The sequence below is a fragment of the Exilispira thermophila genome (assembly GCF_055389015.1).
Genome location: NZ_AP042476.1, coordinates 714803 through 729179, shown reverse-complemented (window position 1 = coordinate 729179; position 14377 = coordinate 714803). Strand labels below are relative to the sequence as shown.

At 23.3% G+C, this 14377-nt stretch carries 14 protein-coding genes; all 14 read right to left on the bottom strand.

Annotation, left to right across the window (positions count from 1 at the left end):
- Nucleotides 1-488: 488 nt before the first annotated feature.
- The 14 genes from ACZ5EC_RS03115 to dapB all read right to left on the bottom strand — a co-directional run bounded on the left by ACZ5EC_RS03115 (nt 489) and on the right by dapB (nt 14355).
- A complete protein-coding gene (locus ACZ5EC_RS03115; protein WP_464303506.1) occupies nt 489-704 on the bottom strand; it encodes a transposase in 216 nt (71 codons plus the stop codon).
- Between the two features lie 577 nt (nt 705-1281).
- Nucleotides 1282-1521 carry an FmdB family zinc ribbon protein gene (locus ACZ5EC_RS03110; protein ID WP_464303505.1) on the bottom strand — a complete coding sequence of 80 codons (240 nt, stop codon included), beginning with the start codon at nt 1519-1521 and terminating at the stop codon, nt 1282-1284.
- Between the two features lie 42 nt (nt 1522-1563).
- Nucleotides 1564-1863: a hypothetical protein gene (locus tag ACZ5EC_RS03105; protein WP_464303504.1), complete on the bottom strand. Its 300-nt coding sequence runs from the start codon at nt 1861-1863 to the stop codon at nt 1564-1566.
- 162 nt (nt 1864-2025) lie between these two features.
- Nucleotides 2026-2595, bottom strand: coding sequence for a hypothetical protein (locus tag ACZ5EC_RS03100; protein ID WP_464303503.1), 570 nt, complete (start codon nt 2593-2595; stop codon nt 2026-2028).
- Nucleotides 2596-2753: 158 nt separating this feature from the next.
- Nucleotides 2754-3611, bottom strand: coding sequence for an acetyl-CoA carboxylase carboxyltransferase subunit beta (locus ACZ5EC_RS03095; RefSeq protein WP_464303502.1), 858 nt, complete (start codon nt 3609-3611; stop codon nt 2754-2756).
- A complete protein-coding gene (locus ACZ5EC_RS03090) occupies nt 3601-5679 on the bottom strand; it encodes a CHASE2 domain-containing protein (RefSeq protein ID WP_464303501.1) in 2079 nt (692 codons plus the stop codon). Before ACZ5EC_RS03090 ends, ACZ5EC_RS03095 begins: the two co-directional genes overlap by 11 nt.
- 85 nt (nt 5680-5764) lie before the next feature.
- Nucleotides 5765-6523, bottom strand: coding sequence for a tetratricopeptide repeat protein (locus tag ACZ5EC_RS03085; protein ID WP_464303500.1), 759 nt, complete (start codon nt 6521-6523; stop codon nt 5765-5767).
- A gap of 464 nt (nt 6524-6987) precedes the next feature.
- On the bottom strand, nt 6988-8490 hold the full coding sequence (locus ACZ5EC_RS03080) for a sigma-54-dependent Fis family transcriptional regulator (protein WP_464303499.1): 1503 nt from the start codon (nt 8488-8490) through the stop codon (nt 6988-6990).
- Nucleotides 8491-8553: 63 nt separating this feature from the next.
- Nucleotides 8554-10224: a S1 RNA-binding domain-containing protein gene (locus ACZ5EC_RS03075; RefSeq protein WP_464303498.1), complete on the bottom strand. Its 1671-nt coding sequence runs from the start codon at nt 10222-10224 to the stop codon at nt 8554-8556.
- A gap of 227 nt (nt 10225-10451) precedes the next feature.
- A complete protein-coding gene (locus ACZ5EC_RS03070; protein WP_464303497.1) occupies nt 10452-11060 on the bottom strand; it encodes a hypothetical protein in 609 nt (202 codons plus the stop codon).
- A 94-nt stretch (nt 11061-11154) separates the two neighbouring features.
- The gene (gene panC / locus ACZ5EC_RS03065) at nt 11155-12009 is read right to left on the bottom strand and encodes a pantoate--beta-alanine ligase (protein WP_464303496.1); all 855 of its coding nucleotides are present in this window, start codon (nt 12007-12009) and stop codon (nt 11155-11157) included.
- Between the two features lie 77 nt (nt 12010-12086).
- A complete protein-coding gene (gene panB, locus ACZ5EC_RS03060; protein ID WP_464303495.1) occupies nt 12087-12887 on the bottom strand; it encodes a 3-methyl-2-oxobutanoate hydroxymethyltransferase in 801 nt (266 codons plus the stop codon).
- A 236-nt stretch (nt 12888-13123) separates the two neighbouring features.
- The gene (gene folK, locus ACZ5EC_RS03055) at nt 13124-13546 is read right to left on the bottom strand and encodes a 2-amino-4-hydroxy-6-hydroxymethyldihydropteridine diphosphokinase (protein ID WP_464303494.1); all 423 of its coding nucleotides are present in this window, start codon (nt 13544-13546) and stop codon (nt 13124-13126) included.
- Between the two features lie 20 nt (nt 13547-13566).
- Nucleotides 13567-14355 carry a 4-hydroxy-tetrahydrodipicolinate reductase gene (gene dapB, locus ACZ5EC_RS03050; protein WP_464303493.1) on the bottom strand — a complete coding sequence of 263 codons (789 nt, stop codon included), beginning with the start codon at nt 14353-14355 and terminating at the stop codon, nt 13567-13569.
- Nucleotides 14356-14377: the final 22 nt, after the last annotated feature.

Here is a 14377-nt window from a genome sequence, read left to right as displayed (position 1 = left end):
TAATATTGAAAACAATTGAGAAAATAATTGATATTTAAACCAATCAAAAATATACAATTATTTATAAATATACAATTATTTATATCTCTTTTAATTTTCTACTAAGGTGCTGAAATAATATTTTTTCTAACGCAATACTTAATAATAATCTTAATGTATTATAAATTATAACACAAAAATAATTAAAATACAATTATTCATAACAATTAATTTATACTAAAATAATAATCAAAAAATATCAATAGTTGCAATTTATAATACATTATACTAAAATTTGTACACTTTATTATATTTTTAACCTCTTTAATATTTATAAATATTTTTAGTTTCAAAATAGTTACTTAACCTTTAAATAAAACAAAATATATAATTTATTTAAAAGGTTATGTCAATAAAAATGTGTAAATTAGCTAAATTACCTGAATTATAACTAATTTCGCGTGCCCTTCTGAAAATATTGACATTAACCATAAATTTTTTTTTAGCATTTAGTCAAACTCATATTTTGCCTGACTAAACCCCCTTAACATTCTTTCTTCCCATCTATTTTCATAATCTTTTAATATTAAAAATAAAAGTTTTTCTGCTGATTCAACTGTTGGAAAACTATTCTTCCCTTTTATTCTTTTCCTTACTTCTTCCTTTAATCTCTCTATCCAGTTTGTCGTATAGATCTGTTTCCTTATGCTTTCACCGAAATTCATAAAATGTTAACATATATTCCAATACTTCTTCTAAATCATTAACTAACTTCTTATACTTCCTTCCCCATTTTATTTTAAATTGTTCAAAATAAAAAAGTGCTTCTTCCTTCCTATTCGGGAGGCAATATTTTTTTTTATTTACTTGCTTTAAGCAAACTTATTCTCTCTTTTACACACTTTTGTTTATATCATGATTTAAAAATAAAAAAGAGATATAAAATTCATTACTAATTTAGTTTTTATTAAAAATATAAATATTAAATTTCTTTTTATTTTTTTAATGAATTAACACAATTGCCTCAACTTCAATTTAAAAAAAATAAAATATTTATAAATTTTTGAATAGAGAATAATATTTGATCATTTTGTCAAATAGATTAAATATATAGAATGAAAATTAGTTATTTTAAAAAAGTATTAAATAAAAACAGGTGTAATTAAAATGGGACATTATAATTGTTTTCAATAATGAATTGTATAATATATAAAATAATATTTTTTGAATCAAGATTAGGAACAAATATAAAAATGAAATAATTTAAAATATTTAAATAAATAAATTCTAATTAATGTTTTTTTATTTATTGTTATTTTTTTTATTAGATGGACTTGATAAATTAGATTTTGAATTGTTTTTTTTATAATCAGTTACATAAAAACCTGAACCTTTAAATATTATCCCAGCACCTGAACCTATCAATTTAATTATATTTTTTGAATTACATTTAGGACATGCTGGTATAGAGTTATCAGTAATACTTTTAAAAACTTCAAAAACATTTCCACAATCTTTGCATTCATACTCATATGTTGGCATAATCTACTCCATTAAGTTATTTATTATGAAAAGTTGTTATTATTATTCATTGGAACTTTTTGTCACTACTGTATACAACCATAAAAGGGTTATTGATCCCGCTAAGGTTGCTATACTGTTTATACCTAATGGAAATTGGATAAGGAATTTTACAATTTCATTTAAAAAGAATGCACCTAAAACTGCTCCGATTATTCCTATTAACCATCCCAACCAAAAATTACCAAGAAATCTTTTCTTCAAAATAAAATAAAAATAAAATGCAGAAAATAATCCAATAAAGATATAAAATAATTGTTGAAAAAACAATTTAATAAATGGATCATTTAATAATTCCTTCATATTAAACCCTTTTTTAAAAATAACCAATATTTTAAACAAAAGAAAACTATAATTTGCATAATTTGTATTATTATTGCTTTATTACCACCAATTAACGATATAACATATTTATAAATAAAATAAATATAAAATTATAAGCAAATTAATATAACTGTAAAATTATTAAAATGTAACCTCTATTTTGTTTGAAGAAGAATCATTAAAAGGTATAGGATTATTGTTTAAATCCAAACCATAGGGACGTATTATAAAAGTAACCTTTTTACCAGTATAAGGAAGTTGATCAAATGGATAACCATCTACATCATATAATATAACTTCCAGTGGATTATTTGTAATTACATCAACATTAAGTGATGTTGGAGCAATTGTTGGTGCTAAATAAACTTTTATTATTTGTGAATTCTGAAAAAATGAAGTATTATCATTTATAGGAAGTAATGGATCATTATTATCTGAAATTATTGCTGGATCTCCATATTTAATAGTACAAGGATGTTCAGTAATTTCCCCTTCTACTTTATAATAAAAATTATAACCTTTGAAATAGGTTTCAGTATTTTGACATAAAAATGTAAATGAATAAGGAAGATCTTTAGTTTGAATTGATATATTTTTTAATGAAAGATAAGGAGATGGAATACCACAACTATTAAACAAAATTCCAAGAATGAGAATAAATACAATAAATATAAAATAATGTGTTTTAAAAAGAAATATTTTGTTTTTCATTTTATTGTTGTTTTATTTTTTTTAATAATTTTTTAAAATAGAATTTTTAAAATAAAATTATAGTATAAACTTATTTTAAATTTTAATACTAAAAATTTTTACTACTCTATAATTTTTTATTTTTTTTAAATTAATGTTAATAATATCAAGTAATTATTCTAGTTATGGAAAAATTTTATTACTTTATATAAAGTTTTTTTAATATCATCTCTTTTAACTACAATATCAATAAATCCATGTTTTAACTGAAATTCAGAAGTCTGAAAATCATCCGGTAATTTTTCTCCTAGATTTTGTTCAATTACTCTTCTGCCTGCAAACCCAATAATTGCACCTTTTTCTGCTATGTTAATATCTCCTACCATAGCATAAGATGCAGCAACACCACCTGTAGTTGGATCTAACATAAAAGATATGTAAGGTAAATTAAGATCTGATAAAGTTGATAAAGCAGCTTGAACTTTTGCCATTTGCATTAGAGAGAATAATCCTTCATGCATTCTAGCACCACCAGATTGAGAAACAATTAAAAGTGGTAATTTCTCATATATTGCAGCATGAATAGTATCTACTAAAATTTTACCTACTACTATATTTAATGAACCTCCAAAAATTCTAAAATCCATTAATGCTGCATAAAAGTCGATATCTTTAATAAAAGCTTTTCCTGAAACAATAGCATCATTTTTTCTATATTTCTCTTTTAATTTTAAAAGTCTATCTTTATATTTCCCCTTTGAATCAGAAAATTTTAATGGGTCAGAACTAAAATATTGATATTGAGTTTCATCAAAAAAATCAAAATAATAATAGATAAAATCATCTGAATTTATCCTCTCTTTATAACCACATTGAGGACAAATTTTATAATTACTATAAAATGTTTCATATTTAATATAATTGTTACAGGATGGGCATAAATATAAATCACCATGTGAAATTTTGAAAGAAGAAGTTTTATATTTAGTTTTTGTCTTTGTTTTGTTTTGAAAAGGATTTCTGTTTTTATTTGCCATATTTCTTTAAAATCTTTTCTTTATCAACATTTTCTTTTATATCTAATAATTCATAAATATGTATTGGTATTGATTTTCCTTTTACTCTAATTCGATCAAGTAATCTAACAACAACAAAATCTTTAACATATTTATAAGTATATTCAGAAATGATTATATTAGTTCCATATACTTTATTAGTGCCTTCTAATCTTGCTCCAGTGTTAACATGATCTCCAACTAAGGTATAATCCATTCTTGAAGTTGATCCCATATTTCCTACAATAGCTTCACCTGTATTAATTCCAATTCCTATATTCAACCTTCTATCTTCAGGCATATTTTTGTTAAATTCATGTAATTTTTCCATCATCTCCAGAGCAGTAAAACAACTTAATAATGCATGGTCTTCCTGAGGAACAGGAGCACCCCAAAATGCCATTATTTCATCACCAACATATTTATCAAGTGTACCATGATACTTAAAAATTATATCTGTCATTATAGATAAATAACCATTTAAAACCTGTACTGTATCTTCTGGAGATAATCTTTCAGAAATCGTTGTAAAACTTCTAATATCTGAAAATAAAACTGTTATAAGTTTTTTTTCACCCCCCAGTTTTATCATTTCAGGATGCTTTAATAATTCATCTACAACAACTTTAGAAACAAAGTTAGAAAAAGTAGCACGGATAAATCTCTTCTCTTTTTCTTCTGTAAATATCCTATAAACTATCATTGTAACAAGTGAAATAAAAATAGTAAAAATAACAGAAGTATATGGTATTATAAGTTTTTTTGTAAAAGCAAAATAAGCTATTAATGTGTAGATCAGAATCGATAAAAACATCAATCCATATGTTTGTATTATAGGTAATCGCGAAAATAAATAAACCATTAAAAATGCTATAAAAATTATTATCAAATAAGATATACCTGTATTTAAAAAATTATAGAACTGTTGGTTAATTAATTGATTAAAAGCTAAAGCAATATATTCTACCCCATACATTAATCCAACCGGAGTAAATAGTACATCGCTAGCAACACCTCTTGTATAAATACCTGTAAATACATACTTATCCTTAAAAAACTTAGGAGGTATTCTTTTTTTATATACATCATAAAAAGACCTTACTTTCCATAATTGACCTGCATTTCCTACAAAATCAATCAACATTTCTCCACGAATAGAAACAGGAATTTTCAATGTTTTTACTTTAGAATTTTTTCTAATATTATTGATTGTAATATATCTACCAAGGTCTATATCAATATCTTTCATTGTCACACCATAATAATGCATAATTAACTGAAAGACAATATTAAAATGTACTCTATTTTGATAAATATAAATTAATGGGATTCTTCTATTTTTTTTATCAGAATCTTGAACAAAAGAGGGAGCACCTAAAACTTTAGCTGCTTTATTAAATGGTTCAGTAGTAGGAAGGAGATCTTTCCAGATTTGATTGAATTTATCAAGATATTCCTTAGTAATAGGTTTACCATATATCTTAATTTTATTTATCGGTAAAGTATAATTTTTTACAATATATTCAGTATCTTTTAACTTAGTTTGATTTGGTTCATATTCAGGTGGAGATGTTTCTAAATAATACTCCATTGCAACATTATCATTCAATTTTATAACTTGAGCAAGTTTCTCATCAATTTCTTTCTCTTCTTCTTTTTTTGATAGAAAAGCAATATCGAACAAAATCCCCGCTGGATATGATTTATTGTTATCATCCAGAAAATTATTAAAATAAGGAATATAATACTCTCTAGGAAATGGGAAACGCCCCAATTTAGATGGTTCTAAAGTTCTTTTGTCAACCCCTATAATAACAATATTCTTACTAACATCTGGATTATCTTTTGTTACTGTAGCCTGTCCAACTACATCTTTTGGTGGACTACCTGGAATTTTAAAGTTTAAAAAACTATCAAATACTGCATGCTTATCCCAATTAGAAAACATTATTCCATTAAAAAGAATAATAAAAAATGAAATTAACAAACCACTAATTAATGTAAAAATATATTTTTTTACATTACCTTTTTTTAACTTAGGACCCCCCATTTTCACATCCTATACTTTTTTTAGTTTCCAAAATTAATTATAATTTAAAATTAGAATAAATCAAAAATTAATTTTAATAATTACTTTACTTATCTTTGTTATTATTATTTGTATCATTATCTTCTAATTTTTTTTCATGTAATGCTTCAGTATAGTAAATACTATTTTTGATAAAATTGTTAGTTAATAAAGAAGATTTTGAATAATCTTTTTCTAATATTTTATAATATTTTATAGCTTCATCATAATTACCCTTAATTTCATATAATACACCTAAAATATAAGTTGCTTCAGCACCATAATCTGTTTTTTTGTATTTGTTATAAAATTTATTTGCAAGAGTAATAGCTTCTTCTTGTTTATTCATTTTTGATAATGAAATTATTGAACCATAATATGCAAATGGAGTAAGATAAAATTTTTTGTATTTTATTAACTTTGATAAATATTCATAAGACTTATTATATTTTTTGTCAATAAAATTAATTAATCCTAAATAGTAAGTTGCTCTTTTACCATTTGTAGTTTTAAAATATTTTTTAGCTATTGGTTTTAATTCTTTAATTAAATTATTTTTAGTTTCTTCATAATTATCCATTTTTGTATAATGGTTAATAAATAATGTCAATTTATCAGAAGTTTTTTCTAAAAGTTTTGTGGATTCTTCATTTTTCTTTTTTAAATCATAATTAAAATATAAAATCCCACCTGCTATTAAAATAATTATTAAAATTATTGAAGTATAAAGAAAAACATTAGTTTTTAAATAATAAATAAGCAAATCAGCATAATAATCATAATTAGTATGATATCCTTCTCTTACAGGTTTTTTAATTTTACTCACAAATATCTCCTCAATCTAGTTTTAGAATAAACAGTTTTTTCACCTTCTGAATTGGATATTACTAAAAATTTTAATTAAATCAATAAAATATATATTAATTAAACTAAAATTACAAAATTGTTAAAGAACTATAAAATAAAATTAATGTATGGAGTAATTATAACTTAATAGAGATTATTATATATAAATTTTTTTATTTAAATGATTTTTATTTAGATCCTTTATTTATAGTAACTTTTTAATAAAATAACAAAATATAAATAATATATTTAACAAGGTTTGCAAAGAAGATAGAAAAAAAAAAAAGGATATGGTTATAACGATAATAATTATCTTAAATTAAAAATATTATTAAATTACAGAAGATTTAGAATAAATATCCATACATTATGAAAGAGAACCAAATATTAAAAAATTTGATTTATTAGAAAAGGGTATTAATAAATTGAAATATGATAAAGATATTAATATTTATTAATATCTAATTCTTTAATAAGACGAGACAGATATGTTCTTTGGATTTTTAATATCCTGGCTGCTGAAATTTGTTTCCAATTTGTAGTATTTAAAATAAAAGTTATATATTCTTTTTTAAATTTATTTAATGCATCTTTTAATGGTAATTGTTCAAATTTATTATTCAATAAATTCATAGACAGGGAATTATTTAAAACAAGATGTTCAGGTTCAATTTGATCACTATCACATAAAACGCATGCTCTTTCAATAATATTTTCAAGTTCCCTTACATTCCCACTCCAATGATAATTTTTTAAAATTTCCATTGCTTTAGGATTGAAACCATTAATTTTTTTATTAGTTTCATGATTATATTTTTTTAGAAAATAATTAGCTAAAACTTCAATGTCTTCCCTTCTTTCTCTTAAAGGTGGTAAATAAATAGGAAAAACATTAATTCTATAATAGAGGTCTTCTCTAAACTTACCTTCTTTAACTTCTTTAGGTAAATCTTTGTTTGTTGCAGCTATAATTCTCACATTAACTATTTTTGGAGTAGAACCCCCCAGAGGTTGGATCTCTTTAGATTCAAGAAACCTGAGTAGTTTCGCCTGTATAGATAATGGCATTTCTCCTATTTCATCTAAAAATATAGTTCCTCCATCTGCAAGTTCAATTTTTCCAGGAGTATCTTTTATAGCTCCTGTAAATGCACCTTTTTTGTATCCAAATAGCTCTGATTCCAACAAATTTTCAGGAATAGCTGCACAATTAACTTTAACAAATGGATTGTTTTTTCTTTTGGATAATGAATGAATAAGCTCTGCAAAAAGTTCTTTACCTGTACCAGATTCCCCCTGTAATAAAACTGTTGAATCTGAAGTTGCAACCATTTCAGCAAGTCTTAATTTATCTTTTATTAAAACAGAATTACCAATTATTTTTCTTTTTTGTTTTAATTTTTCTAATTGCGATTTTAAAAAACGATTTGTATTTCGTAATTTAGAAACATCTTTAGTTTTCTCTATAAGTATAGCACACTGATTTGAAAAAGCCTGTAAAATCTCCTGATCTTCTACTGAAAAATCACCACTAATTTTATTTATAAGTTCAATTACACCAATAACTTCATTTTTAATAATCATAGGAGTACAAAGGATATTTCGAGTTTCATAACCTACTTCTTCTGATATTTTTGAATAAAACCTTTGATCTTCTTTAGGGTTATTAACAATTAAAGGTTTACCATATAGTGCAACCCACCCTGCTATTCCTTGACCTTTTTTTAATTCAAATTTTTTCTTAACCTCTTCCCCTTTTTCCCCTGTTGCAATATAAAAGTAAAGATTCTTTTTTGAATCATCAAATAGAAGAAGAGAAGAAGCTTGTGCTTCAATTACAGAAGTGGCATTTTCAATTATATACTGTAATAATTGGTCAATTTCACTTGCAGAAGCCAGCAAATTAATAATGTTTAAAATTTTTTTTATTTTTTCTAAATCAACCATACTTATTTCTTAAAACAACCTTATAACTTTTAATAATTATACACAATTAATTTAAAAATACAATTATTTTTTTGATAATAATTCACCTAAATTTATTTTTGCTTCTTTATTGTCAAAAATAAATTTATTAATTTCTTTATTTTGTTCTTCAAGAATTAATTCTTTTATTGAAAGTAAGAATTTTTTTCTGTTAGGATCTAAAATTTTTACTTTTGCTACAACTTTATCACCTATTTTGAATTTATCTTCTAAAGAAGCTATTTTTTCAATTGCTACTTCACTTATTGGAATTATAGCTTCTATTTCTTCATTGATCTTAGCAACAAGTTTTTTAGGTTGTACATCAGAAATAATAACTTCAATTGTTGAACCTTGAGGATAGTTTGCTTGTAAATTTTTCCATGGATTATCAAATAACTCCCTTAAAGAAAGGGCAATCCTTTTTTTCTCTTTTTCAATTTTTTTAACTACTACTTCAATCTCTTCACCAACTTTATCTTTAAATAAATCTTCAGGATTTAAATTTTTAGTCCATGACAACTCTTGTTTTCTAAGTAATCCTTCAATACCTTTCTCTAATTCAATAAATACACCAAAATTTGTAATTCTTTTAATAATTCCCTTTACTTTTTTACCAATCACATATCTTTCTTCTATTGTATCCCATGGATTTGGTAATATATGCTTAACACCCAATCTTAATTTTCTATTTTTAAAATCTATAGATAAAATTTTGGCTTCAATAATCTCTCCCAACTTTGCAATTTCATTTGTACTTCTTTCATCCTGAACCCATGAAAAATCACTCTTTCTGATAAAACCTTCAACACCCTCCTCTATTTCAACATAAACACCATCAGGAAAAACTTTTTTTACTATACCCTTTACTATATCATCCTTTTGATATTTTAACTCTTTCCATGGATCTTCTTTAGCTTGTTTAATTGATAATACAATTTTATCTTCTTTTTTATTACTATTTCTAGTCATTAAAACAATTTTTGCTTTTATTTTCTGTCCTTCTTCTAAAATATCACTGGTATTAAAAAATCTAGAATAAGACACTTCTCTTTTAGGGATAAAACCGGTAAATCCACCTAGATCTACAATTACACCTTTATCATCATTAAGAATTTTAACTACTTCACATTCAACAATATCACCTTTATTTTTTTCTTTAAAAAATTTAATTTTTTCTTCTTTTGCTCTATTTATCAAATATTCTTTTCTTGAAAGTACAATATTATTTCTTTTATAATTCAATATTTTAAATTCAAATTCTTTATCTAAATAATCATTTATATTTTCATCTGAAACAAATTTTGTATCAATTTCATAGATAGGAACTTTACAGTTAAGATTTTTATAAACTGCTGTAAAATATTTTTTCTCTTTATTGTAAGAAATTATTTTAGCTTTTAAAGATAACCCTCTTCTATAAATTTGTTGTAATTCTCTTTCTTCTAATTTTTTATCAGCTATTTTTTTTGAAAATATTGGAGCTCCATCTTTATCAACATCATACCAGATATAAACAGTATCATCAATTTCTGGTTTATTTGCAAATTCTTCTAAAGGGACTATAACCTCAGAAGTCCATTTTATATCGATAAAAACTTCATTCTCAGCTATAAGTACAACTCGTCCTGGTAATAAAGATTTTGGTTTTGGTTTGTTAATATTTTGAAGTGATTTCTCAATTTCCTGATTAAAGTCAAAATTTCTTTCGCTCATCAATTAACCCCTTTATTGTCTTATTCTATTCCGTAAAGCAAAGTTATAATAAATTATAATAAATGTCAATTAAAGATTGAAATTTATTTATGTGACTATATATTATTTATTGATTATATAAGAAAATATTTTAAAACCTAAAATCAAGATAAATCTTAATAATTTTAATATAACAATATTATTATTTCCAATTAAATTATATTTTTAAAATATTAAAATTAATATAATTAAAAGTATATTTTTATATAATTAATAAATTTCAAATATAAAATTGAATGAATATGAAAATAATATAAAAGTATTATAAAAACAATTTGAAATATATACAAAAGTGGAAAAAAGTAAGAATTTAAATTTATAAAAGTCATTAAATCAGAAAAAGGGAAAGGTAAAATATTTAATAAGATAAAAATAAAGTTAATGTAAATTAAATAGAAATACAATTTATGAATGAATAAAAATTTATTAAAGTAAAAATCTTTATTCATTAAGAAAAGAATAAAAAATATTATAATAAAATCCATTATTATTCCAGATATTAAAAATATGAATTTTCTTTTAAAAGAATAATTTTTATATCTAATGTTTCTATTATTAGAATAACCTATACCAAATACAAGAAAAAGGAAATATCCTAAATAATCAAAAAAATATAAAAATGGTTTTGTTCGTTTTTCTTTTGTAATTATATCTTTTATAAACAGTTTCTCTATATAAACTTTTAAACCTTCTCTTAAACCTGCTGATATAAAATAAGCAATAGTAATACCAACAAAATTTATAAGAATTGTGTTTAAATTTTTAATATTAAAAATAAAACTAATATTTTTTATCATTATTATACCCAATAAATATTTAAAAAATAAATATTTTAAAATTAGAACCTTATATTATAAAAGCATAACAAAATTTTGTTTTTTAAATTTTAATTTATTTTATATAATCTGCTAAATGCACATTATCAATAAGTCTTGTTGAGCCGGTAAATACAGCAACTGCAATAAGAGTATCTTTATCTATAACATTTTTTTTGTTTAAAAATGTATCATCTACAATTTCCACATAATCGATTTTGTTGTTTTTCCCGGAAACTATTGTATCAATAATCAATTTTTTTATCTTTTCAGAAGAAGTCTCACCTTTCAAAATTAAATCAGTTGCTAATTTTAATGCTTTATTAATTAATAGAGCATCTTTACGTTCCTCATCCGATAGATATTTATTTCTGGAACTTAACGCTATACCATCTTTTTCACGAATTATTGGCATAGGAACAATATTAACAGGCAAAGATAAATCCTTTACCATCTTTTTTATAATTACCTGTTGTTGAAAATCCTTTTTACCAAAATAAGCATTATCTGGTTGTACAATGTTAAAAAGTTTTAAAACAACAGTACAAACTCCTCTAAAATGTCCTGGACGTGATTTACCACATAATTTATTTGATAAATTCTCTACTTCAACATATGTAAAATGTGGTTTTTCATAAAATGAATTTTCAGAAGGAGCAAAAACTATATCAACATTTTCAAGATTACATTTTTCTAAATCTTCATCTTTTGGTCTTGGATACTTGTTATAATCTTCATTTGGTCCAAACTGTAAAGGATTTACAAATATGGATACAACAACAATATCATTATTTTTTCTAGCTTCTCTAATTAAAGAAAGATGGCCTTCATGTAAAGCTCCCATTGTTGGTACAAATCCAACTATTTTCCCTTTCTTTTTTTCTTCCCTAATATATTGTTGTAACTTTTTTGCATTATCAAATATTTTCATATTTACAAATCCTTCTTTAAATATTTATAACTAATAAAGTTAAATAAAAATAAATTATAATCTATAATATATTTATATTACTTTTTTTCCATATGAAATGATTTTTCAGGAAATTTTTCATTTATAACTTCAGAAGCATAATTTTTTACTGCATCACTTATAATCTTGTTTAAATCAGCATACTTTTTAATAAAACTTGGAACATATCCTCCTAATCCCAAAATATCATTTATAACTACAATTTGCCCATCAACAAATTTACCTGAACCTATTCCAATTGTTGGAATATTTATAGACTCTGTAATTTTTTTTGCAACTTCCTCAGTAATCAACTCGAGAATAATAGAAAAAGCACCTGCTTTCTCTAATGCTTTTGCATCTTCAATTAAGTTTTCAGCTTCTTTTTCATTTTTTCCTGCTATTTTATACCCTCCAAGCACATAAAAATGCTGAGGTTTTAAGCCAATATGTCCCTGAACAGGTATACCAAGGTCAACTAATTTCTTTACAAGATCAGCCTGTTCTTTTCCACCTTCAATTTTTATAGCATTTGCAAAACCTTCTTTAATCATTAAACCACAATTTTTAATAGAGTCTTCTATAGAAATGCCATAAGAAAGAAAAGGCATATCAGCGATTACTGGAGTTTTTTCTGTTGCTTTTGTAACCATCTTTACATGATTTAACATCTGTTCAAAAGTAATTGGTAAAGTGGTATCATTCCCGTAAATAACATTCGAAGCTGAATCTCCCACTAAAATAGCATCTATGACCTGTGAATCATCCAATATCTTAGCTATTGGGTAATCATATGCTGTAGATAAAACTAACTTTTGACCTTTTTTATATTTTTTAAAAAAAGAATTAAAATTTTTCACTTTATCTTCCTTATAAAGGTGTAATTACCTGTTATTTTGTAATCTTTCCTTTGGTTCCAAAAATTTGAATTTACAAAATCACTTTATTTTTGTATATAATATTTATTTATTTTTTTTAATCAAGATTATGATATAATTACTTTATATAATTTATTTTAATACAATAGTTTTTCCATTATATATAATTTGTTTTGAAATACTTTTAATGTCAATTTTACCCTTATACTTTTATAATACTATTTAATTAATTTATTTTCACTAATGGTTGATAGTATTTGTTTAATATATTCTCTATTATAAACACCTTCATGAGGAATAATCAATTTATTTGAAACAATTTCAAAATCTTCAAAATATAAAATATCAAGATCTATTATTCTCTTACCCCAGAATTGTGATTTCTTCTTTTGATTAAATTTTTTTTCAACTTTTTTTAAAATATTTAATAATTTTATAGGTAAAAAAGTGGTTTCAATAATAATAATAGCATTAAAAAATGGAGGTTGATTTAAATTTCCAAAAGGTTCTGTTTTATAAATTTTACTAACTTTTTTCAGATAGAATTTATTCCCAATAATGTCAATTGCTTTTTGAATATTTGAATGGCCATTTACGACATTAGAGCCTAATGAAATGGTAACACTATATTTATTTTTCATTGAAAACTAATTTCCCCAATTTACTTATTTTCTAATAAATCTTGATAATTAAAAAGACCTTTTCTTTTATTATTTAAATAATAAATAGCTTTTATAGTACCAGCAGAAAAAACTTTTCTGCTTAAAGCAGTATGTTTAATTTCAATAATTTCTTCTTCTGAACCAAAATATATTGAATGAATTCCTGAAATACCACCTAATCTTACAGTACTAATACCTATTTCATCCTTTTTTCTTGGTCTATCTATTTTTGTTCTATCATAAAGATAATCTTTTTTGTTTTCAAAAAAACCATTTATCTTCTGAGCTATAGTTTTAGCTGTTCCTGATGGAGCGTCTTTTTTTCTATTATGATGAAATTCAACAATTTCAATATCATAATCTTGAAAAATTTTAACAATTTCAGGTAAAAGTTTTAATAATGCATTTATTCCATAACTCATATTAGATGAATAAAAAATAGCTATATTTTCAGCATACTTCTTAATTTTTTCTATTATATCATTGTTAAGATTAGTGGTTCCAATTATCAATTTCTTATTAAATTCATTTGCAAAATCCAGTATTTTATCAGTCAAAGAAAAATGGGAAAAATCAACAAGAATATCTGATGATTTTAAACTTTTAATATCACTTGAATAAAAAACTTTCTCATGATTATTTAAAACTATATAATCATTATTTGATATATTTTTAAAAGGTTCATACAATCCAACAATATTAATTTTATCCTGATGAGATTCAAGTAACATATTAATTGTTTGTGTATTCATTTTCCCTTTTGCACCAACAAAACCAACTTTTATCATTTTTTTTCACCTTTAATATTTT

Excerpts from the sequence above, each read along its gene's own strand:
- ACZ5EC_RS03110 (WP_464303505.1), bottom strand. The coding sequence starts at position 1,521 with ATGCCAACATATGAGTATGAATGCAAAGATTGTGGAAATGTTTTTGAA.
- ACZ5EC_RS03070 (WP_464303497.1), bottom strand. The coding sequence starts at position 11,060 with ATGATAAAAAATATTAGTTTTATTTTTAATATTAAAAATTTAAACACA.
- dapB (WP_464303493.1), bottom strand. The coding sequence starts at position 14,355 with ATGATAAAAGTTGGTTTTGTTGGTGCAAAAGGGAAAATGAATACACAA.
- folK (WP_464303494.1), bottom strand. The coding sequence starts at position 13,546 with ATGAAAAATAAATATAGTGTTACCATTTCATTAGGCTCTAATGTCGTA.
- ACZ5EC_RS03090 (WP_464303501.1), bottom strand. The coding sequence starts at position 5,679 with ATGGGGGGTCCTAAGTTAAAAAAAGGTAATGTAAAAAAATATATTTTT.
- ACZ5EC_RS03105 (WP_464303504.1), bottom strand. The coding sequence starts at position 1,863 with ATGAAGGAATTATTAAATGATCCATTTATTAAATTGTTTTTTCAACAA.
- panC (WP_464303496.1), bottom strand. The coding sequence starts at position 12,009 with ATGAAAATATTTGATAATGCAAAAAAGTTACAACAATATATTAGGGAA.
- ACZ5EC_RS03075 (WP_464303498.1), bottom strand. The coding sequence starts at position 10,224 with ATGAGCGAAAGAAATTTTGACTTTAATCAGGAAATTGAGAAATCACTT.
- ACZ5EC_RS03115 (WP_464303506.1), bottom strand. The coding sequence starts at position 704 with ATGAATTTCGGTGAAAGCATAAGGAAACAGATCTATACGACAAACTGG.
- ACZ5EC_RS03095 (WP_464303502.1), bottom strand. The coding sequence starts at position 3,611 with ATGGCAAATAAAAACAGAAATCCTTTTCAAAACAAAACAAAGACAAAA.
- ACZ5EC_RS03080 (WP_464303499.1), bottom strand. The coding sequence starts at position 8,490 with ATGGTTGATTTAGAAAAAATAAAAAAAATTTTAAACATTATTAATTTG.
- ACZ5EC_RS03100 (WP_464303503.1), bottom strand. The coding sequence starts at position 2,595 with ATGAAAAACAAAATATTTCTTTTTAAAACACATTATTTTATATTTATT.